General features: G+C 67.2%; 22 protein-coding genes. All 22 read left to right on the top strand.

Going from position 1 to position 21,715, the window contains the following annotated elements; all coding sequences use genetic code 11:
• Positions 1–228: 228 nt before the first annotated feature.
• Positions 229–1,020: a hypothetical protein gene (locus ACZ60G_RS42765; protein ID WP_465817957.1), complete on the top strand. Its 792-nt coding sequence runs from the start codon at positions 229–231 to the stop codon at positions 1,018–1,020.
• Between the two features lie 107 nt (positions 1,021–1,127).
• Positions 1,128–2,267: a cutinase family protein gene (locus ACZ60G_RS42760; RefSeq protein WP_465817955.1), complete on the top strand. Its 1,140-nt coding sequence runs from the start codon at positions 1,128–1,130 to the stop codon at positions 2,265–2,267.
• Entirely contained in the window at positions 2,267–3,409 is a 1,143-nt protein-coding gene (locus ACZ60G_RS42755) for a lipase family protein (protein WP_465817953.1), read from the top strand. The genes ACZ60G_RS42760 and ACZ60G_RS42755 overlap by 1 nt, the downstream gene beginning before the upstream one ends.
• A gap of 75 nt (positions 3,410–3,484) precedes the next feature.
• On the top strand, positions 3,485–4,981 hold the full coding sequence (locus tag ACZ60G_RS42750) for a cutinase family protein (protein WP_465817951.1): 1,497 nt from the start codon (positions 3,485–3,487) through the stop codon (positions 4,979–4,981).
• A gap of 112 nt (positions 4,982–5,093) precedes the next feature.
• The gene (locus ACZ60G_RS42745) at positions 5,094–5,783 is read left to right on the top strand and encodes a DUF8176 domain-containing protein (RefSeq protein ID WP_465817949.1); all 690 of its coding nucleotides are present in this window, start codon (positions 5,094–5,096) and stop codon (positions 5,781–5,783) included.
• A 3-nt stretch (positions 5,784–5,786) separates the two neighbouring features.
• The gene (locus tag ACZ60G_RS42740) at positions 5,787–6,440 is read left to right on the top strand and encodes a DUF6668 family protein (RefSeq protein ID WP_465817947.1); all 654 of its coding nucleotides are present in this window, start codon (positions 5,787–5,789) and stop codon (positions 6,438–6,440) included.
• Positions 6,437–6,733, top strand: coding sequence for a hypothetical protein (locus ACZ60G_RS42735; protein WP_465817945.1), 297 nt, complete (start codon positions 6,437–6,439; stop codon positions 6,731–6,733). Before ACZ60G_RS42740 ends, ACZ60G_RS42735 begins: the two co-directional genes overlap by 4 nt.
• A 42-nt stretch (positions 6,734–6,775) precedes the next feature.
• Positions 6,776–7,726 carry an alpha/beta hydrolase gene (locus tag ACZ60G_RS42730; protein ID WP_465817943.1) on the top strand — a complete coding sequence of 317 codons (951 nt, stop codon included), beginning with the start codon at positions 6,776–6,778 and terminating at the stop codon, positions 7,724–7,726.
• Positions 7,723–7,953, top strand: a complete 231-nt coding sequence (locus ACZ60G_RS42725) for a hypothetical protein (RefSeq protein WP_465817941.1) — start codon at positions 7,723–7,725, stop codon at positions 7,951–7,953. The genes ACZ60G_RS42730 and ACZ60G_RS42725 overlap by 4 nt, the downstream gene beginning before the upstream one ends.
• Before the next feature lie 21 nt (positions 7,954–7,974).
• Positions 7,975–8,613, top strand: coding sequence for a DUF8175 domain-containg protein (locus ACZ60G_RS42720; protein WP_465817939.1), 639 nt, complete (start codon positions 7,975–7,977; stop codon positions 8,611–8,613).
• 12 nt (positions 8,614–8,625) lie between these two features.
• Entirely contained in the window at positions 8,626–9,429 is an 804-nt protein-coding gene (locus tag ACZ60G_RS42715; RefSeq protein ID WP_465817937.1) for a DUF8175 domain-containg protein, read from the top strand.
• Positions 9,426–10,868, top strand: coding sequence for a hypothetical protein (locus tag ACZ60G_RS42710; RefSeq protein ID WP_465817935.1), 1,443 nt, complete (start codon positions 9,426–9,428; stop codon positions 10,866–10,868). Before ACZ60G_RS42715 ends, ACZ60G_RS42710 begins: the two co-directional genes overlap by 4 nt.
• A complete protein-coding gene (locus ACZ60G_RS42705; protein WP_465817933.1) occupies positions 10,865–12,337 on the top strand; it encodes an SCO6880 family protein in 1,473 nt (490 codons plus the stop codon). Before ACZ60G_RS42710 ends, ACZ60G_RS42705 begins: the two co-directional genes overlap by 4 nt.
• Positions 12,334–14,043: a hypothetical protein gene (locus ACZ60G_RS42700; RefSeq protein ID WP_465817931.1), complete on the top strand. Its 1,710-nt coding sequence runs from the start codon at positions 12,334–12,336 to the stop codon at positions 14,041–14,043. Before ACZ60G_RS42705 ends, ACZ60G_RS42700 begins: the two co-directional genes overlap by 4 nt.
• A complete protein-coding gene (locus ACZ60G_RS42695) occupies positions 14,043–15,194 on the top strand; it encodes a C40 family peptidase (protein ID WP_465817930.1) in 1,152 nt (383 codons plus the stop codon). The genes ACZ60G_RS42700 and ACZ60G_RS42695 overlap by 1 nt, the downstream gene beginning before the upstream one ends.
• Positions 15,191–15,859, top strand: coding sequence for a hypothetical protein (locus ACZ60G_RS42690; protein WP_465817929.1), 669 nt, complete (start codon positions 15,191–15,193; stop codon positions 15,857–15,859). The genes ACZ60G_RS42695 and ACZ60G_RS42690 overlap by 4 nt, the downstream gene beginning before the upstream one ends.
• The gene (locus ACZ60G_RS42685; protein ID WP_465817927.1) at positions 15,856–16,395 is read left to right on the top strand and encodes a hypothetical protein; all 540 of its coding nucleotides are present in this window, start codon (positions 15,856–15,858) and stop codon (positions 16,393–16,395) included. Before ACZ60G_RS42690 ends, ACZ60G_RS42685 begins: the two co-directional genes overlap by 4 nt.
• Complete coding sequence (locus tag ACZ60G_RS42680; protein ID WP_465817925.1) at positions 16,392–17,345, top strand: hypothetical protein; 954 nt, start codon at positions 16,392–16,394, stop codon at positions 17,343–17,345. Before ACZ60G_RS42685 ends, ACZ60G_RS42680 begins: the two co-directional genes overlap by 4 nt.
• Before the next feature lie 54 nt (positions 17,346–17,399).
• Positions 17,400–18,305, top strand: coding sequence for a hypothetical protein (locus ACZ60G_RS42675; protein WP_465817924.1), 906 nt, complete (start codon positions 17,400–17,402; stop codon positions 18,303–18,305).
• 75 nt (positions 18,306–18,380) lie between these two features.
• Positions 18,381–19,319: a hypothetical protein gene (locus ACZ60G_RS42670; RefSeq protein ID WP_465817922.1), complete on the top strand. Its 939-nt coding sequence runs from the start codon at positions 18,381–18,383 to the stop codon at positions 19,317–19,319.
• A gap of 13 nt (positions 19,320–19,332) precedes the next feature.
• Entirely contained in the window at positions 19,333–20,313 is a 981-nt protein-coding gene (locus ACZ60G_RS42665; protein WP_465817920.1) for a hypothetical protein, read from the top strand.
• Between the two features lie 260 nt (positions 20,314–20,573).
• Positions 20,574–21,701, top strand: coding sequence for a hypothetical protein (locus tag ACZ60G_RS42660; RefSeq protein ID WP_465817918.1), 1,128 nt, complete (start codon positions 20,574–20,576; stop codon positions 21,699–21,701).
• Positions 21,702–21,715 lie beyond the last annotated feature (14 nt).

Genomic DNA, 21,715 nt, shown 5'->3' with positions numbered 1-21,715 from the left:
TCAAGCAATTGTGCTGGACCGCAACGCGTTAAGCGTGCGTGCCGCGCGTTGCATCAGTAACCAACTCTGCACCGATAAAATGAAGGTTTATCTCGCATGCTCAAATCCAAGAAATACGGCATCGCGCACCCATCTGCCCGCCAGTGCGGCGATCGTGGTGCAAAGCAAGGGCTGAACGCGCCCATTTTTCATGGCAGCCGCGCTGTTCTTACGGGCGTAATACCCATCGTGATGGTGCTTGCAGTTGCCGGTAGAGCGAGCGCGGTCGACACTCCCACAGCCATCACCGACCAACCCGGTGTCACCAGCCCCGCCCAACCCGGCACTGTCACCCCGCCACCGCCACCACCGCCCGAACCTGAACCCGCTCCGACGCAGCCACCGCCGCCGGTGTATTACTCCCAGTCGCCGGAGATCCGTAACGAGGCGACGTCGCGTCCGGTTCCACCGCCGGAAGAGCCGGTGGAACCGATCAGGATCGAGGAGCTTCATCTGCCTGAGCCTGTTGCTCCGGTGGCACCGATCGAGCCGCCGGAGAACACGATCCGTATCGGGCAGTGGCAGACCCCGCGTCCGGACTGGCTGCCGGCGGAATGTGCGGATGCCATCAACGACGCCGCAGCGGGTGCTGAAGCTCAGGTCGCGACCGCTTTGGATTCGATCGGGATCCCCGCCGGACGTTCGGACCGGGTCAGTGGTGCCACCCTGGCTGGTGCCGGAATCGGTGGTGGCGCGGGTGCCGTGGTCGCTGGAGTGCCGGTAGCTGCTGCGGGAGCAGTGGTCGGTGGCCTGGTCGGAGGCACCATCGGCGGTATTGCCGGGGCTGCGCTCGGCACGGTTGTGCCGGTGGCGATTATCGGCACGGTGACTTCCGGCGTGGCAGGGACCGCGCTCGGTGCCGCCGCGGGTGCGGTCGCGGGTGCCGTCGTTGTCGGCGTCCCCGCAGCCGTTGTCGGTGCTGTCGCCGCGGGCACGGTTGGTGCCGGGTTCGGTGCTGGAGTCGGGGTCGGGCAGCCATGAACCCAGACGCGAACAACCGCGCACGTGTCGTCGCTGCAGCGGTAGCTACCGCTACCGTGCTGGGCTTGCTCGGGGCGACCACCACTGCCGCTGGGTCGGCTAGGGCAGTGCCGCTGGCAGGGTGCCCGGCGCTTTATGTGCTCGGTGTGCAAGGCACCGGGCAGTCCTCACCGACCGCGGATCCGCTCGCGGATACAGGAGTGGTTGGCGCGCTGATTGCGCCGGTCCTGTCGGCCGCGCCGGGTCTGGTGCAGCGCAGCTACATTCCTTACGGCGCTGGGTTCGGTGGCGTGGTTCCCGGTGGCGGGCCGGACCCGTATGTGGTGTCGGTGACCGACGCCCGCAACCAGCTCGATGCCGCTGCCACGCAGATCGCGGACACGTGCCCCGGCACGATGATCGCCGGGATCGGCTATTCCCAAGGTGCGCAGGCGATGTCATCGTTCGCCCGGGACATCGGCGCGGGCGCTGGACCGGTCGCGCCCGATCGCGTCGCCGGGATCGCGCTGTATGCCCATCCCGACCGCGCTCCGGACGCGCCGATCTTCCCCGGCCGCCCGGGGCAGACTGTGCCCGATCCTGCACCCGGCACCAGCGGGGCCGCGGTGTCGGCGGTGCAGATCTCCAACCCGCTCGCCGGTGGCGGCGGCATTGCTGACGGAGCGACCAGCTACGGCGCACTGACCGGCCGTGTCGCCGATATCTGCACCGACGGTGACCTGGCTTGCTCGGCACCGGACCGGGCCGCTTTGTTGCGCGTCGGTGCCGAGATCGCTGCTCAAGCCGACCTGCACGACCCGGTCGCCGCTATCGGATCACTGAACGCGTTGTTCACCGATGCTATGGGCGATGCCTGGACGACCGTGGTGCTCAACGATTTCCAGGTCGGTGCAGGCAACGTCGACTACGCCCCGCAGCTGGGTTTGGCTGGCCGTTTGGTCGAGGCCGCCGACCCCCGTACCCCGGGGCCGAGCCTGGAGGAGGTCCGTGCGGCGGGCGCGCGGTGGAACGAAATCACCGCGACGGTAGCGGCGAACCCGATCGGGTTGCTGCCCAAGCTCGCCGGCCAACTCGGCTCGGCGTGGGCTGGGCTCGTCGCCGACAACGCCGATCTGCTCAATCCTGCGATCTGGGTGCGCTACGCCGACACCGTCGCCCGACACAACAACTACGCCATCAACGGCCAACTCAATTCGGGCATCGCCTGGATGGTCGCCCTCGCCCACGATATCGCCGGGAGCCGATAATGACCGAACCCACCACCGCCGATGACTTCTACAGCCGCCCCGAAATCGACTTCACCCCGCACCCAGGGGAGGTCCTCCGGCGCCGCCGTGTAGCCACCCCGGCGCTGCCCGGCGCGAAACGGGCATGGCAGATCGTCTACGCCACTCGCACCGCATCCAACGGCCCCATCCCGGCATCGGGAATCGTGATCACACCGGAGCGACCGCACACGGCAGGCCCGAGTCCCATCCTGGTGTACTGCACGGCCTTTCACGGTCTTGGTGGGCGCTGCGCACCATCGCAGCTACTGGCGGGAGAGGGAACAGAACCGGAAACCTGGTTCATCGCCAGCGCGCTCGCGCGCGGCTGGACGGTAGCTGTGCCCGACGGGCAAGGCTTGGGCATCACCGGGTTGGGACCGCATATGTTCCTAGCCGGTCGCGCTGCCGCGCACACTGTGCTCGACCTCGCCCGCGCGGTGGGCACACTGCCGGAACTGGACTTGGCGAGCGCACCGTGCGTGGCGTGGGGGTACGCCGATGGTGGGCGCGCGGCGATTTCGGCCGCCGAGCAGCATCCCCGATATGCGCCGGAGCTGGATCTTCGTGGGGTCGCTGCCGGAGCTGTTGTGACCGATCCCGGTGCGCTGATCACTGAGATCGATGGCGGGCCGTGGGCGGGGCTGGCATTGGCGGGACTGATCGGGCTTGCGCGTGCATACACCCATCTGCCGGTGGGGCACCTGCTCACAGATGAGGGGCACCGCATCGTCGAGCAGGCTCGAGAACTCGACGCGGCGACGCTGCTGGTCACCTATCGCAACCGGCCGTTGGGGCATTGGTGCGAGCGAGTCGATCCCTGGAATGACCCCATCTGGCAGTACGTGCTGGCCAACGAGGTCAACGGCTACGCGGCCCCGGAGGTGCCGGTTCATCTGTATCACGGCACCGAGGACGCCCTGGTGCCGGTGGCGATGGGACGCAATCTTTTCGCCGAATATCGCTCTCTCGGAGTCGATTTGAGCTGGCGGGAATACACGAACAGCCACAGCGGCGCCGCCACCGACGGTGCCGCCGAAGCCACCGCCCGGCTGGCCAACTTTCTGGCCCGCCGACCCGACCACAGCCCACGCCCAGCACCACCGAGCCCGCAGACCACCTGAATCGCCTGCTCGCACCACGACCCCTCGCCGGGGTGCGGGCAGGCCCTAGCCCACCCCAGATCGAGGTGAAAACCGATGCATCCCTGCACTATCAAGATCCCGACGTTGCGAAGGGGCGCCGCGACACTACTCGCGCTGATCACCGTGTCGGTCGCCAGTGTCAGCGCGGTGCGCGCCGATGATGGTGTCCCTCTCAGTGCGAAGTGCCCAAGCCTGTATGCGCTGGGGGTGCAGGGCCCTGAGGAAGCATCCTCAGACGCCGGACTCGTCAGCGACTCCGGGGCGTTGGGCCAGGTCTTCGGTCCGCTGACCGCTGCCGCAGGGGATCTCGTGCAGCGCGCCTACGTCCCCTACGGCCAAGCGGCCGGAGGGACGGCCCTGCCCTACGACGCCGCGATCACCGCCGCTGCCCAGCGCCTGGAACAGATGGCCGCCGAGGTCGTGGCGCGCTGTCCCAACACCAAGATCGCCGCAGCCGGCTACGCCCAGGGCGCAGCCGCGGTCTCGACCTTCGCCCAACGAGTCGGAACCGGCAGCGCCCAGATCGCTGCGGACCGAATCGCCGGAATTGCGTTGCTCGCCAACCCGGCTCGCATGGCCAATACCTCGGTATTGCCCGGCCTGTCCCAGGCGATCACACCCACGGCGGCGCCCGGTACGACGGGGGCGAAGGTCGCCTCGATCACGCTGAGCAATCCAGCGTTGACCGGTACCGGGATCGCCGCCTCGGCGGGGTCGAACGGGTATGGAGCGTTGGTCGGGCGAGTGGCGGATCTGTGTGTCGCAGGCGACGCTACCTGCGACGCACCAGCTGGGGGCCCGCTGGTCACTACGGTGGCCAATATCGCCGCACGGTCGGATCTGCGGGATCCGATCACCGCGATTTCCACTGTCGCGCAGGCATTGTCGGCGACGGTCTATACGACAGCAGTGAATGTGGTCAACGAGGACCTGAGCGGCACGAGCCTGGATCAGCTGTCCTACGACCCCAGCAAATCTCTCGGTCAACGCTTGGCCGAAGCGTCCAGTCCGACCGCCACACCACCAGCACCTGCCGACGCCCTCTCAGCACTGATGAAGCTCGGCACGATCGGGCTCGGTGCCGTGGTATCGGTGGCGCAGAAGGTGTTCACACCAGCGACGGTTGCCGAGCTCGCGACTGTCGGTATGACCAATCCGTGGGCGGCGATCGCTACATTGGGCACCAAGCTCGCAGCCGCGGTCGTGGAGTTGATACCGCCGCAGACAGCGAGCCGCTGGATCAATCAAGCCTTCGACGCGATCACCAGCACCATCACCGACCACAGCGAGCTCTACACCCTGGCCAGCTCCGCCAAATACAGCGATACCACCGGCCGCCACGACTCCTACCAAACCGTGCCCGCCACACAGACCGGGCACTCAATGCTGCGCGTCACCGCCGACTGGTTCACCGCGCTGGCCCGTGACATCGCTGCCACTGGAATCGCTTCAGCCCCACCGCGATCCGTCATCCGCTCGACGACCACGACATCGCGCCCCAGCGGCCCGGCTGTGACACCGACGGCCCCGACGTCGAGTGCTGGCCCCTAGACCCCTTCGGGCGGAGCCCGAATTCGCCGACGTACCCAAACCTTGTCGGCTGATTCTCCCCTGGCCCCCGCCCGAAGGGCCCGCTAACCACACCGAGGAGGTGAGAACCGAGATGCTCAACACCCGAACCGATATCGACACCGATCATGGCGGTGGCTGGCTTCATCCCGCCGAACCTGTTGTCCTGCAACCAGTCCCGCTCTCCAGCGGCGACGTAAACCCTGAGTGCGGCACCGAATGGCAGTGGATCCGTCAGCAACCCCCGCAGCCCGCCGGAACTCGCGCGGGCATACCGCGGCGGGTATGGATCGGGCTTACCAGCGCACTCGGCGTGGCCGCCGCGTTGATCGCTGTGGGAATCAGCTCGATCAACCATCCGGACACGGCCGCGGTGATCCCGACGACGACCGCGAGCCCTCCACCAACGACCTCATCAACCGGTGGGGCATGCACCGGGCTGTCGGGGCAGACCGTCACCGGCACCGCTGGCGACACCCACAGCCTGACAGGAGTGATCGTGGCTTTCGAGCATGCCTACTACCGACAGCACAGCGCCGAAGCCGCCTTGCGGCTGGTCGCCCCCGAGGCTGGCCTCACCCTCGAGGGGCTGGCAGCAGGCATCGCCTCCATACCGATCGGCACCACCCATTGTGTCGCGATCACCCCGATCGCCGAGGGCGCCGCGGAAGTACATCTGGTCGAGCAGCATCCCGACGGGCAGCGGATCGACTACCTGCAGTTGATCAACGTCGGCCACGCACCGGACGGCATCGTCATCACCAACATTCAGAAGCGAGGCTGAGCGATGGCCGCTCCGCTGCATCTGCACCGAGACGACCACGACCTGGGGCAGCGTCTCGACCCGGGCACCATCACCGCGCCAGAACAATTGGCACCGGCGCGGGAGACACCGCTGCCGACCACAGGTGCGCATCCACCGCTATTCGCTGTGCTCGGCGCACATGGCGGTGCCGGAACCTCGACCCTGGCGCGATGGTGGGCACCGGCTGCCGACACCGGTCTGGCCTGGCCGGCGTCACTGCGAACCACCCAACACGTCATTATCGCCGCCCGACTGTGCATGCCTGGACTCACCGCAGCCGCTGGACGGCTCCGCGAATGGCATGCCGGACTGACACCCGAGGGTGTGCAGGTGATCGGGCTGGTACTCACGGCGGCTCGCCCGGGAAAGGTCCCCGCAGTGGTGCGCCGGTATCGCGCTGTGGTCGCCGAACTGGTCGCCCACATCTACGAGATCGGCTGGCACGACGAACTCGTCGTCTGTGAACTCGCCGAACTCGCCCAATACGTGCCATACGACCCACCGCCACCACGCCGATCAGGGCTGCGCGATGCGGTCCCCACCGACGTGCACCGCGCCGGAACCCAAATCATCACCCACCTCGCAGACGCCCGCAGTAAGGCTGCTGCACAACAGGATTCGGAGAAAACGCCATGACCACCGCCTACGCGGTCGGCGAGGCGATCACCGTGCTCGCCCAAGAAATCAAACCAACCCCTGTAGCGCCGCCGGGCGCGGACAAGCTGATCAACCTCGTCAACTATCTGTCCTGGATCGTCATGCTCGCCGGGATCGCCGCCTTGATCTACGCAGGTGGGAAGTTCGGGTGGGAGAGATTCCACGGCGGCGCGGTCGAATCCCCCAAGATCATCCTGGGCGCTCTGGTCGGCGGCATCATCGCCACCAGCGCCGGAACCATCATGAACGCCGTCGTCAACGGAGGCGCATAACCCATGCGCCACTTTCCGATTCATCCCCAACCCTCCGCGATCATGCCCGGTAGCTGCAGAGCCGACACCCGGTTCCCGCCCGCGGCGCACACCACACGCGAAAACAACACCGTCCATGATCGCGACGCGAAACCGTTCACCATCGCAGCCGCTGACGGGCTGCGGCTGTCGGCCGCACGCCTCGGCCCGGCCTGTCCTGCGGCGAGCGTGGTCTACGTCCACGGCCTGCTCACCGACTCCACCTACTGGACGCCGCTGACCGAGTGCCTGCACCAACGCCTTGATGGCGGTATCGCCCAGATCGTCTACGACCAGCGCGCACACGGCACATCCGAGCACCCAGACCCCGCGGCCCGAACCATATTGCCGACGCTGGTAGATGACCTCGACACAGTCCTCGCCCACGCTCACGGAGCGGTCGTGCTGGTCGCGCACTCGGTGGCATCGCTGCTGGTGCAGGCATGGGCCGAGCAGTACCCACACCGTGCCCGCGCCTTGGCGGGCATCGTGCTGTTCAACGGCTGCCCCGAATTCCCCTGGCGCCCAACCCCTGACGTCCGCAGCCAGGGAAGACGGTCCCGACGCGCAGCGCGTCAACTGCTTGAGGAACTGACCACCTACCTGTTCGAGCCGCCCGTCCGCTATCGGGCGCCGCGCCGCAGCCCGTTCGACGCCACCGGCGGCGCAACGCGCCTCGAGAACCTCGACGTGATGCTCGCCGACCTCGCCGTTTACGGCGGCGCGACTCTGACGGCTGAGGCCGCCAGCGTTTTACGGGCCGTCCCGTCCTGGGTAGTGGCCGGGCAACTCGACCCTGTCGTGGCACCGGCCAGATCCCAGCACCTGGCCGAACGAATCTGGGGCGACTACGACAGTGTCCCCTACGCCGGACACTGCCTGCCCTACATCGAGCCCGCCAAAGCCTGCGAGCCGATCCTGGCCGCACTCGAGGTCGCCTACCGCACCCACCAACAGCACGGTGGCCCGCTGTGACCGCCAAACCACTTCCCGCGCAGGTGCTTTCGCCGCTGACTCAATTGCTGGGCTACCTGATGTGGTTCGTGCTGCTGCTGTGCATCGCCCGCGCGGTGTGGGTCGGCGGGCTACTGGCGATCCGCATGTACCGCGAAGAAAGCATCGAAGGACTGCTCGGCGCCCTGCTGGGCGCGGCCCTGCTCGGTTCGGCCAGCTCCATCGCCATCGCCGTCCTGCCCACCTGAACGATTGAAGGAGACCGACCCGTGAACCCCTTACGTGCACACCGGATCGGCATAGTGGCACTGCTCGTATTCGCCGGAGCGCTCGCCGTAGCGAGCCTGCGCGCCTGCGCTGGCCAGGACACCAGCGGATCCGCACAGCCGAGCGCCACCGTAACCGTCACCGCGCCAACCGGATTGCGCTGGCAGAGCTTCCAAGGCATGGACCTACCCGTCGCTGACCAAGGCCCCGAGCACATCGAAGGACCAGTAGCCAGCGGATTCGACCGCTCACCCGCAGGTGCCGCGCTGGCCGCGATCCACTCGACGGTGCGGATGTCGATCGCCACCGACAGCCAATGGCCCACGGTCGGCCAGCGCATGCTCGCCGAAGGACCCGGCCGCGACAGCTGGGCCACCGCCCGCGCCCAGACATCGATCACCGTACCAATCATCAGCGGCGCACCGAAAGTCCTGGGCTACGTAATAGCCCAGTACACCCTCGACGACACCGACGTCGACATCTACACCATCCACCCCGACAACTCCATCACCCGCAACAACGCCCGCGTCCTGTGGCAAGGCGGGGACTGGCGGCTGCACCTATCCGAGGACGCGACCTCACCCCCGGTCACCACCGTTGCGGTGCTCCCCGCCGAGCTCGTCGTGTTCACCCCGCGCTGAGGAGCCCAATTCATGAGATCCCCTCGCCAGCTGATCATCCTGCTCACCGGTATCACCGCCGTGGTGATCGCTGTGTTCGTACTGACCATCACCAACAACAGCCCGCGCGACATCCCTGCCGACCCCGGCAACAATCCCGCACCGACCGAGCGAACGTTCCCCGACCTGCCGCCGACCACAATTCCCCTGCCGCCGACCACAGACCTGTTCGGCAACCGCCTCGAAGTGCCCAACGACGAATCCGGGGTTGCGCTTGCCCAAGATCCGAGCACCCGCACCGACCCCGCCAGTCCGGACTACCTGACCACCCCGCCCAACCGGATGCAGTGGCAGCGCGGCTGGGGTGGGGCGGCACTCCCGGCATCGGGCAGTGACGGACCCGCCCGGATTCACGACGGCATCGCAACAGGATTCGCCCACACCCCGCAAGGCGCGGCCCTGGCCGCCGCTGACGCACTCGCCCGCGCCCTAGCCGCACCAGACCGGGTCTGGCAGCAGGTAGTGCGCGAACGCTACTACGGCGGAGTCCAAGCGCTACTCGACCGGTTCGCCCGCTCCCGCGAACGCACCCGCGACGTTGCCCGCTACGTCGTGGTGCCCGACGGCGTCCGGATCCAGCCCGGCTACCGCGAAGACCTCGCCCTGGTGCAGTTCGCCACTCACAACGACATCGGCTACACGATCTCGACCTGGCCGATGGCCTGGATCGACGGCGACTGGCACGTACGAGTCCCAGACGATATCGAAACACTCTGGGGCCCAGGCACTTCCGCCGCATCTCTGACCGGATTCGGAAACTGGAAGGGCCTGTCGTGACCGATATTGCCCTCGCCGGTACTCCGGTCACCACGATCACGACATGGCGAACCCAGATGCCCACTCTCGATGTCTGCGACCTGCCGCTGGGGCCGAAACAGGCATGCGAACAACTCGGCCACGCCGCCTCCGAAGCGGCCGACTCGGTCCTCGACGACATAGTCGCGCAATTCGCGGAGAGCTTCAGCAGCATCCTGCGATTCGTCATGACCTGGTGGACAGCGCTGCCCTCGCCGCAACTGACAGACAACCAGGGAGGACTCGGACCGACATTGTCGGGCATCCGGGAATACACCAGCGGCCTACAGGTGCTGCTGCTCACCTGCGGAATCATGTTCGCTGCGGCACGGCTTGCACTGGCCAAGCGCGGTGGGGTCGCCGGTGAGGCACAAGAAAGCCTGCTGATGTTGGGCCGGGCGGTGTTCGCCTCAATGGCCTTCGCTGCGGTCATCACCGCAGGAACCCATGCCGGTGACGCCTTCGCCGAGTGGGTGATCTTCGACTCATCCCGAGGCGACGCCCACAACATCGTCGCTGAGCTGACCCAGTTCGATCTCAGGACGAACAACTCCGGATTGGGAACTGGTGTCCTATTCGTGCTGTTCCTCCTCGGGATCATCAGCATGCTCATACAGCTGGTGATGCTGGTGCTGCGGCAAGCCTTGCTGATCCTGGTCGTCGCCGTGATCCCGATCGCGGCGGCTGCTTCTGGGACCGGCCCAGGTTCTCAGGCATACAAGCGTCTGTTGAGTTGGTCGCTGGCGTTCGTGTTGTGGAAGCCGGTCGGGGCGCTGATCTATGCGATGGCGTTCACCGTGGCCGGGCGTGATCAGAAGGATCCACAGCTGGTGCTCCTAGGGCTGATCTTGCTGGTCATGACGGTGATTGTTTTGCCCGCGCTGATCCGGCTGGTCGCACCCGCGGTGGCTACCCTCGGCGGCGGTGGCGGCGCGGCAGCCGTGCTCGCAGGCGGCGGCGCAGGAGTCGCGATGGCATCGCTGGGCGACCGTTCGGGTGGCCGCAAGGTCAGCGAAGGCGAGAACGACCCTGGCGGCGCATCACCACCCAAGGACCCCTCTCCAGGAGGCGGTGGTGTCGGAGGGGGCCGCCCGATGCCCGACGGCAGCGGTGGTACTGGCGGTAACGGTTCCTCCGCCTCGGGGGCGGGCAGCTCAGGGGGCGGCCACGGTCGCTCGGGCGGCGGGTCGAACGGTGGTGGTGCGCCGCCACCAGAAGCCGCAGCAGCGAAGTCGTCGAACGCGGCCGGTGCGGGCAGCGGCGGGGAGGCGGCCGGTGCTGCTGGCGGCGTAGCCGGCGCGGTCGCCTTGGGTGCGCAACTGGGGCAGCAAGGGGCTTCGGCCCTCGAGAGCCAGACCCGAGACGCTACCGAGGGCGGTCTGGATCCGGATACGTTGGGGCCGGGGGAGGTTCGGCGATGACCACGCGCATGTACGGACGCTGGGAACGCCCTCGCTCGGCCGGGTTCTTCGGCTTGACCTGGGGTGTGTCCATGCTCGGGTTGGCCTTGATCATCACCGTGATGGTCGGGTTCATGCTCACTCGGTCACTGTCGGTGGCCGCGAGCTTGGTCGCCGCCGCAGCGCTGGTGTTCACGCCACTGGCGATCACCCGCAACGGCCGCACCGGCTGGGAGATCGCCTTGCTGCGCATCCAGTTCGCCGCCGCCGCAGCTCGCGGTGAGCACGTCTACCAGGCCGGCCGGTTCTCCAAGATCCCCGGCATCGCGAAACTTCCTGGGCTGCTGGCAGATTCGCGGCTCTCGGAGTACGAGACGGCGGGCGGGAAACGCTTCGCCATGATCCACATCCGCCGCAGCGACCACTACACGGTGGTGCTACGTGTGATCCCACGCGGCAAAGAACTCGTCGACCAAGCCCAGATCGACGCCTGGGTCGAAGGATTCGGCCAGTTCCTGGCGACTCAGAGTCGCGGTGGGGAAGTCGTCGCGGTGACCGCGGTGTTGGACAACGTCGTCGAAACCCGCCTCAAGCAAGCCCGGGAGGTCGCCCGGTTGGTGCGCCCGGATGCCCCGGCGTATGCGAAGGCGGTGATGCGGGAAGCCGCCGCTGATATCGGTGGGGTCGGGGTGCGGATCGAGGCGCGCATCGCGATCACCTACCGCGCGATCGGCAAGGGCCGCATCCGCCGTGATGAGGCCGAGCAGGCCCGCGAGATCGGGCAACGCCTGCAAGGGGTCTTGTCTCAGCTGGCCCGCGCGGGGCTCCCGGCGACACCGCTGCAGGTGTGGGAGGTCCTGGGATTGGTGCGCACCCGCTACGACCTCGCCTCCCAACGCGATGTCGAAGCCGCCGGTGCCGAGATCCTGCGTACACAGTCATGGGACTCGGTCGGCCCACTGGCGCACAGGGACCGCTGGGATCACTACCTGCATGACGGTGCTCGCTCGATCACCTGGGAAATGGACGCCGCCCCACGCGGGGCGGTCATGGAAACCGTGCTCGAGGAGCTACTGCGCCCGCGCGCCGACGTGCCACGCAAGCGGGTGGCGATCGTCTACCGGCTGCATTCGGCCGCTGAGGCAACCACGTTGGTGGACTCCGATTTTCGTGACGCGGTCGCGGCGGAGCAGACCGAACGCGGGATCGCGAGCGCGTCGGCGCGGATCCGGGTCGGCAATACTCAAGCCGCCCGAGAGGAGCAGGCGCGTGGGGCGGGCTTGACCCGGTTCGGGGCGCTGGTGACGGTCACCGATCACCTCGACGGGGACCTGCCCGGCATCGAAGCGTCGGTGAAAGCGATGGCCGCTGCCTCCCGCTTGGCGGTGCGCCGCTGCTACGGCAGCCAGGCCGCCGCGTTCGCCGCGTCGCTGGGGATCGGGTTGATCCTGCCCGAGCACACTTCCATTTCCAAGGGCGTGTCAAATTGAACGCCCACCGCCCCAAGGGATCTCGCGCAGCCCGCACCGAAACGATCGCCGGTGTCCGGGTTCTCACACCGGCGGCGCGCGCCACGACAGAGGCCCATGCCACCAAGGCTGGGCCGCGGGGTTGGCGGGCACGGCTGGCGATATCCAGCGATGATCATCGCCGGGCCACCGCTGCGCGCCGCGCAGCCGACGCCGGCCGCGAGGGCTTCGACCGATCGCTGCTGTCGCTGACCGATCGCGGGTATCGCGGGCTCGGCGGTGGCCGCGCCGCGGTGGTGCCCGGCATGCGGGAGTGGCGTGCGACAACCGTGCAAGTGGGCGGGCTGTGGCCCTTCACTGTTGGTGCCAGCGCTCCCACCGTCGGCACGCCGGTCGGCGCGCACTACATCACCGGCGCCCCGGTGCATTTCGACCCGATGAGCTGGTTCCTGCGGGGCTTTATCACCGCCCCGATCGCATTCGTTCTGGCGCTCAATGGTTTCGGTAAATCCAGCCTGATCCGGCGCATGGTCACCGGCGCGGTCGCGGCCGGGGAAACCGTGCTGTGCATGGGCGACACCAAACCCGACTACCGCGACCTCGTCGTGAAACTCGGCGGGCAGGTCGTCGACGTCGGCTACGGGCACGGCACCATCAACCCCCTCGATGTCGGCGCGCTCGGCGCTGTGGTGGCGCGGCTCACCGACCCGGACCAGCGCCGCCAGGTCAGTGCGCGGGTCGAAGCCGGGCAGGTCAACATCGTCGCCGGGCTCATCGAACTCGTCCGCGGATCCCGCGTCGCCGACTACGAAGAAGTCCTGCTCGCCGCCGGGCTGCGCGAACTCTACAGCCCAACAGGTGGTTTCAGCTACGAACACCCACCGCTGCTGTCGAACCTGCTAGAAGTCATCTCCGGCGGTGGGGAACAACTGCGCCAGTTCGCGGAGGAAGACGACGAACCCGCCTACCGCGCCAGCACCAAAACCCTGCGCCGGTCCCTGCGCGCGCTGGTCGAAGGACCGTTCGGCGCGATCTTCAACGGGCCGACCACCACCGGCCTGGACTTGGCCAGCCCCGCAGTGTGTGTGGATGTCTCCCGCATCCCCGAAGGCGACACCAAACTCTTGGCGGCGGTGCTCATGGTCTGCTGGAGCGAGGGCTTCGGCGCAGTGGCCGCCGCGCACGCACTCGCTGACGCCGGTCTCGCCCCGCCGCGCACGTTCGAAGTCGTCATGGATGAGATCTGGCGGGTGCTGGGCGTGGGCGATTTCATGGTCGACCGCGTCGATGCCCTGACCCGATTGAATCGCGCGCTGGGGACCGGGCTGATCATGTGCAGCCACACCATCAAAGACCTCGCCGCCTTCGACTCCGTCGGCGTACAAGCCAAAGCCCTCGGGTTCTTCGAGCGAGCTCGCGCGAAATTGATCGGACCGGTGGGGCCGGAGGAGATCAACCGCATCCGCAACGCGGTCGGCATCACCGACACCGAGAAACGTCTGGTCACTTCATGGGCGGCGCCGCGCCCACCCTCGGATGACGACTTGGACCCCTCACGTCGCGAAACCCCACCGGGCACAGGCTGTTTCCTTCTCAAGACCGGCGAAGCCGACGAACCCGGTATCCCGTTCCGGCTGGTGTTCACCCCCACCGAGCGTGCTGCGGATATCCATAACACCAACCGCCGCTTCGACAACCTGCCCGCGGCAGGGGAAGCGAGCAGGTGATGAATCCCTCGAAAACCGTCATCGCGACAGCGATCTCGCTACCGATTGCGCTGATCCTACTGCTGCTGATGGTGGTCGGCGTCGATTCGGCTCGTTCGTGCGCTGCTCCACTGGCCAACAGTGCCGCCGCAATCAGTGGTGCCACAGGAAAATCAGTGGTGGGGCTGTCGGAGCACCAGTTACAGCTAGCCCGCAACGGTGTCGCGATCGGCAAACAACGCGGCATGTCACAGAACATGATCATCGCCGAATTGGCCGCCGCCGCCACCGAATCCACCTTCCGCAACCTCGCCAACCCCGCAGTGCCGCAATCGCTCAACTACAGCAACGACGGCCTGGGCTACGACCACGACTCACTCGGCCCGCACCAGATGCGTGCCAGCGTCTGGGGATCAGTCGGTATCGCCACCCTGATGAACCCGATCTACCAAATCAACTGGTTCTACGACCACGCCGCGCAACTCGGGACCGCCGCCGCACACATGTCACCGGCCGATCTGGCACAGGCGATCGAACAATCCGCGCCCAATGCCTATGGGGCACAACTGGATTTGGCGCAACGGCTCTATGCGATGTTCGCCGACATCGATACCGCCTCGATGCCCTCCAACCAAGACGGGCCTCCCGCCGGGTGCGGGCCCAACGGATCCGGGACACCACTACCCACACACGCCAGCGAGTTCGGTCGCGCGGTCATCGAGGCGGCGACGAAATGGATCGGCACACCGTACGTGTGGGGCGGCGGCGACAGCACCGGCCCGACCGGCGGCGGGTTCGACTGCTCCGGCCTGACTCTCTACGCGATCTACCAAGCCTCCGGTGGCCGGATCCGCCTGCCGCACTACACCCAAGCCCAACAAGACCACCCCAGTGCGCGCCCGGTGCCGTACGCGGATCGGGCACCGGGGGACCTGATTTTCTTCACCACCCCGGGCGGGACGGATTCCCATCACGTCGGCATCTACTACGGCCGGGTCTACTCCGGCCCCGACGACAACACCGACACCGAGATGCTGCTGCACGCGCCGCAGACAGGGCAAACCGTCACTCTGACCCCGCTCAGTGCCTGGGACGAACACACCGACGTGCGCCGCTACGAAGTTCCCACCACCACTTCACCCCTCGACACCATCCCAGGAGGACGAGCATGAAAACCACACCCGCAGTGGCGTCTCCGTACTCTGACGTCACGCCGGAGATGGTTGTGCGCGTGCGCGCGGCCGAGCTGCACGGGTTCATCAGCACCGGCCAATTCGATCGAGTCGCGATCGAACACGGGTTCACCGACACTGGAACCTTCGAGCGATACCTGACCGCACTGCTGGTCGAAGCCGGGATCGACTACGAAGGATTGCGTCAGACCGAAGCCAGCCGTCGCACGCTCGATCAGAGGTTGATCGCTATGGCGGCGCGCGGGCCGCGCCTGACGCTGTGGTCGGCTGCCACGCTGGACACCTTTACCGTCTGCCGTTCCGACGGACAGGTCATCTGGCATGACCGGTTTCCGATCGGCACCGTCATCAAAACCAGGGCCGAAGCGGCAGAAGGCTCAGCACGACAAGCGATCTGGCTAGCCGGATGGGCACGCACCCAATGGGGCGCCGACGCGGCCACCCTGCACCTGATCTTGGCCCGTGGCCAGGGCATCGACGTCGAGAACCTGCACCGTGCCGCCGTCACCGCCGCGCTGGTACTCGACGTGGTGACCAACCCCGTGCACATCCCGGCCGCCGAACAATGCAGCCGCCGCGACGCCATCGACTGGTACACCAGCGACCTCGGCGCCCTCCTACACCCACACCGGGAGCCGGCATGACCGCAGCAACCGTCCTGACCGCCGCTATCGCCGTCGCCGCAATGACCACCGCCTGCGCCGCGAACACACCTCAACCTGCGGCCAATGATGAGCGGGATTGCACGGCAGTGCGTTTCGCGCCGCCGTTCGCCATGGTAGACCCGTGTTCGGCTGACGCCGTGCTGACCGCGGTGGTGCGCGCCGTGTTCAGCTATCGGCCGAGCGAGCACGCCGATCAGCGGGTGGCATTTCGGGCCGCGCGGGCGTTGATGGATCCCGGATTCGCCAGCCGCGCAGAGGCCGCGGCCGTGGTGTGGGCGCCAGTGAGCACCACCCAATGGCAGCAGTGGCGCACCGCCGCTACCACGATCACCGCATCCGTTCACGTGAGCAGCGACGACCATCTCACCGATACCGCGACCACGGCGAGCCGTGTGCTCGGAGTGGACCTGCAACCGGGTGACCAACCCCCGATCAGATGGGCGGTGTACGCCCGCGCTACCCGTACCGCTGCGGGGGCGGCGTGGGGGTTGTCGGGGATGGAGGTGCTCTCGTGAGTGGCGATCCGGTCGAAGAGAGCAGCCAGGCGATGCGCGGCGGTTTCGTTCAGGCGCTGCAAACCGCGCACACCACCGCCGCGCTGATGCGCGGCCGCGGTGGGGAAGCACGGTCGAAGGCCGAGTCCGAGCAACGGATCCGTCACGCAAACTCCAAGGAGCAGCGTTCCTTCATCGAACACCGTCTCCGGGTGATCGACGCAGTGGAAGAAGCGGGCCACAAGCGCGAACTCAACTCCGCCAGAGTCGATGAGGTGCGTGCCCGCATCGAGCGCGGCGGTGGAGCGCATGAGATGGAGCAGTGGCATAAGTGGCGACAAATCCAACGCGCCGATGCCGACCTGGACCGGCGAAACAAGGCAGGAAAGCTCGAACGCGAACACCAGACCAACCGGGAGACCCGCGCGGTCGAACTGCACGCGCTCGACGTCGAATTCAAGAAGTTGCTGATCGAGACCCGGCGCCGTGCAGCGGGTTTCAGCGACACTTTGACCGCCCAGGGTGAATCCGGCGAAGCGAAGGCTTCGGCAGCGGCGTTCGCAGCCGCCAAGGGCGCGGAGGGGTTGTCCGAGCAACACCAACGCGACGCCGACGCCTTCGACGAGCGTTTCGTAGAAGACACCGGCACCGACTACACCGACGTCATCGACGCCACCGTCATCGAAAGCTTCGATGACCTCGACGCGAGGGCGGGGGAGCATGCCGGGTCGTCGGTGGCGATGGAGGACATCGTCGGTCTCACCGAGGAGCTCAGTTTTGCCACCCACCTGGCTCACGAGTTCGCTGATCTGTCCGGCGACATCGAGCCCGAAGAGGGAGCGGTGATCGGCGACGCGATCGATGCCACCGGCACCACGGGCGACGGCCTCACCGAATTGGATTTCGATCTGGATGCCGAACCGCCCGCACCTTCCCACACGCTGGCACCGGATCCGGGAATCGAACCATGACCAGCGAACCCAGAACTGCGGCGGTTCGACTACCTGGCGGCGGGAGTCGGTGAGATGGACACACCGACCACACTGCAGGCGCATCTGCTCAAAGCCGTGCAGAACCTGGCCTACGACAACCGCCAGCGCCTCGAACGCACCCGTATCGCCGGAAACCGCAGTCCATCGCCAGAGGTATTGCAGCACTTGCGTATCGGCGAGCGGTCGCGCGAACAGATCGAGGGTGTGGCGTTGGCGGTCGGTGTGCCGAAGGCATGGATCGACTACGCCCGCGCCGCGGGCGAGCGTGGCGGCCAGTGGCAGCCGGGTCAGGTGCTGCTCGGGTCCGGACATGTCGAGCGACGCGCACTGACAGAGGCATTGGGCAGGGACGTACGCGGCTTGCAGGATATGGCCGGTGTCGCCGCCGCCCACACCCGCCGCAGTGAGCTGAATGGTGCCGCGGTAGCGCAGTTTCGACGAGTCATGGGCATGACCTGGCAGCGCCTCGGCGCGGTCTCCCACGCACTGTCATTGAGCGAGGAAGAACGCCACCAGGTGTGGCAGCGCGGCGACCAGCACTGGTCGACCGCAGTCGCCGAGCAGTTCGCCGCATCCAGCGACCGGCAGGTGGCGGCGCAATGGAACCAGGTGGCGGGCACGGATTTCACCGCGATCACGATGCCGGTGATCGTGTTGCAATCCGCCGGGATCACCCACGACGACATCGCCGCCCATATGCCGATCTCCCCGGACCGCATGGTCGAACTCGCCGCCACCGCCCTCATCACCCTCGACCGACGTCCCACACCACTGACGGTCACCGAGCCCGACCGCGGACTCGAGGCCGCCGGAATCAACGCCGCGATCGAGGCCACCCGCGTGACCGACGACTCGCCACTGTCGCTTGCGCCCTCCGACACTGTCGACTCCGCGACCACCTCGGCCCCGACCGAGGTCAACCACGGGCACGAGCCATGACCCGACAAACCTGTCGTCATTCAGCAACTTGAAAACAACTGGAAACCAATCTCTTTCAGGAAGAGGCACCGAGCCATGAGTGAACCGATACCCGGGATCGAGGGACTGCCCAGCTGGAAGCTGCGGCTGCTCGAACGCATCCAGAACGCCTCCGCCGACCATGTGCGGGTCCTGCTACAGGGCCACCCCACCTACGAGGCCCACTACGGCAGCGGCGAAGTCCCGATGCAGACCTGGCGCACCCACCTCCGCGCCCTCGCCGCCGATCGCCACGAGATCGAGATCCACGCCAGCGCCATCGGCGTCCCGGACGCGGCGATCGCGCAAGCACGCGAGATGGGAACGCGGGGACTGAGATGGGGCGACAGCGTGCATTCCCCACCCACCACGCGCCACGGTGAGGACCCCGTGCGCGCACACATGATCGAAGGCATCGCAGCCGATGTGTGGCAGCTCGAGCACATGGCCGCGATCAGCGTCGCCCACCGCCTGCGCAGCCTCGACGGACGCTTCCCGCCCGCCCCGGCCGCGCAAGCTCAGTTCGACCGGAACATGGTGGCACTGTGGACCCGCGCGAACGACACCGGCTACGTCATCGGCCTGACCGGCGACGAACGCGCCGAGATATGGGATCGCGACGACGCCGGGTGGACACACCTGGCGGCAGCGACAGTGCACCGCTATAGCGACGCCGCTCTACACGAACGATGGCGCGCTTACACCTGGCGCGGCATCGAACACGAAGCGCGCCGCAGCATCGACAACCTCGCCGCCGGCAGGACACAGGAGCCGGGAATGGCGTTACCTCCGGCCCCCCACCAGCTCGTCGAACGCGCCACCCAAGCGCTCACCGGTACCACCACACCGGGCGAGGTGAGCGCCGAGGCGCGCATCGACAAAGCTGTCGACGCCGCGTTGGCGGTTGATCGGGCGGTGGGCTGGGACAGCGAACCGGTCTCGGAACCCGAGACCCGCCCACCCGAACCTGGCGCGTCGGTCGGGTTCGAGCGGTAAGGCGAGCACAGCGATGACAACTCCCGAACCCGAGTCCTCGCCGCCGCAGTCGGTGGTCCAATGGCAGGCGCAACTGCTGCTGCGGATCCGGCTGCTGGCAGCCGAACACACCCGCATCCTGGATGCCGGGTGGGAAAACTTCGAAACCGTAACCGCCGAGGACGATCCACGTACGGTGTGGCAAACCCACCTGGACGGGCTCGAAGCTCAGCGAGAACAGGCCGAACAAACAGCGCTCACCGCGGGGATCGAACCGGCCTGGATCGAGGACGCGCGTGAACTCGGCACCCGAAGTTCGCGCCCGCGCGTCGATGCCGGGGTCCGGCAGAACCCGGCACGCGACAACGCCGCTCAGGACTTCTACGTCGACATGCTCGCACTGGACCTGTGGCATCTGGAACGGATGGCCGGCCTGTCCGCCGCCCGGGCGGACCGCATCGAAACCGGACGGTGGAGCTTCGGCACCAATCCGATTGCCGCAGCCCAATTCAGCCAGAATATGCAGCTGTACCACCAGCGGGTCACCGCGCTGGCCCACGCCGCACAGATCACCGCGACCGAAGCTGACCTGCTCTGGGGTCCCGGTGCCGACGGTGACCGGCGACACCATGCGGTCCAACTCGAAACCTACGACGAACTGACCCTGGTCAACGAATGGAACTCCTACGCGAGCCCCCGCGACGACCTCGCGATCCCGCCCTACATTCCTACCGACCCCGATACCGGCATCCCCGTCGCTGGCGCCGAGGCAACTCCGCCGACCCCGCAGCAGATGATCGCCAGCGCTGCCACGTCGCTGCGCGCGGAATTCGTCGACGCGGCCATCAGCGGCGCCGTCAGCGAATTCGAGCGCACCGCCGATTCCACCGCCATATCCGAGGCCATCGACGCCGCTATGCCCGAGGGCGCCGAGGACTGGGACATCGCGCACGACTACGCCACCGACGCCAACCACCCGAACCAGCCGATCGAGCTGGACACCGACCCGTACTAGCCCAACATCACGCAACACCTGAGCGACTACTGATCCACCAGATCCACTCGTAGCACACGCTTCTCGTCGACGGACCGGTCACGGGTACTGACCGAGACGCCGAAACCGCACTGCCAGGGGACATTCGAACACCGCGGCACCGCCGATGACGGTTCGCGGCAACGCCTTCCTTATTGGAGGTCGACGATGTCCACCACATCCGAGTCCGTTTCCCCGCACCTTCCACAGGTGTGTACGGGCAGCGATCGCTGGGCGCAGCGATGAGCTGGCCCGAACCGAGGCACGCAGCCACCGATCCGGCCTATTACCACGACGCCGCCGATCCCACCGAGGCCCAGATCCGGGCGGATTTCACGCACTACTACAACCTGCGGCTGTTCACACCGTTCGCCGAAACACCGGAGCAGGAGCAGGAATTCACCATCCAAGCCGATGCGTTGGCCGCTCGGTGGGGGCGCCACGAATCCATCGAGCACCGCAGACTGTGGGAACAACTACAAGCCGCCGTCTCCGGGTGGGAACTGCGCCCGGAAACCACCCGCGCCGCCTACAGCAGCATCGCCCAAGCCAAAGCCGCAGGAGACATCGGTCTCGACGCGATGACGTGGCGCAACCTGCGCCAAGCCGCCGAAATCACCGGCCACATCGAAACCATCGTCACCGGCTCGGAGCAAGACGGCACCCGCTGGCGCCCACCGCAGCCCTCGGCAGGACAAGATCGCGCGGCAGGACAAGACGCCGAGCGCACCAGCCTGCTGGACCGAGCTCTCGGAGGCCGCGGCCCCGAACTGACCGATCTGGCCGAGATCGACGCGATCATCGCCGAAACCGATCACCTGCTTGCGGCCGAAGAAGAACTCGGCGACCTCGACACCGGCGCTGACGAACGCACCGCCCGCCAGCGCGCCGCCTTGCGCCAACTGCAGGATCTCACCGCCGAACACACCTGGCTGTCCGAGCATTGGGATGGCTCACCAGAGCAGGACAAAGCCCACATCGCGCGCCTGGAATCCCTGCTCACTGCAGCGCGCACCGCCCGGGTCGAGGCCGCCGACGCCGGTGTGCCGTCAGTCGATATCAAGGCCGCCTACCTGGCCGGACGCGATGGCACCTACCAGCACCAACAAACCAGCGACCCAGGCATCGGCCACTACGCGCAGCCCGATCGCGATCTCACCGCCTCCGAGACCGTCGCCGAGGGGATCGAGGACTACCTCGGCGACGGGCTCCCGCGCGCAGATCGAGGTGGCGGCGCGGCCATCGACGACGCCACTGCCGCGGCCCGGCCCGGCGCGGAGTTCGCGGAGTGGAGCAGCGCTGACGGCGTCGAGGACAACTCCGCGATCACACACCACACCCGCAGCCTTGATGCCGACGTTGCGCTGTGAAACCAGTTGCACCC

This window comes from Nocardia sp. NPDC102475 (assembly GCF_055584605.1).
This window is presented reverse-complemented; position numbering and strand designations above follow the sequence as displayed.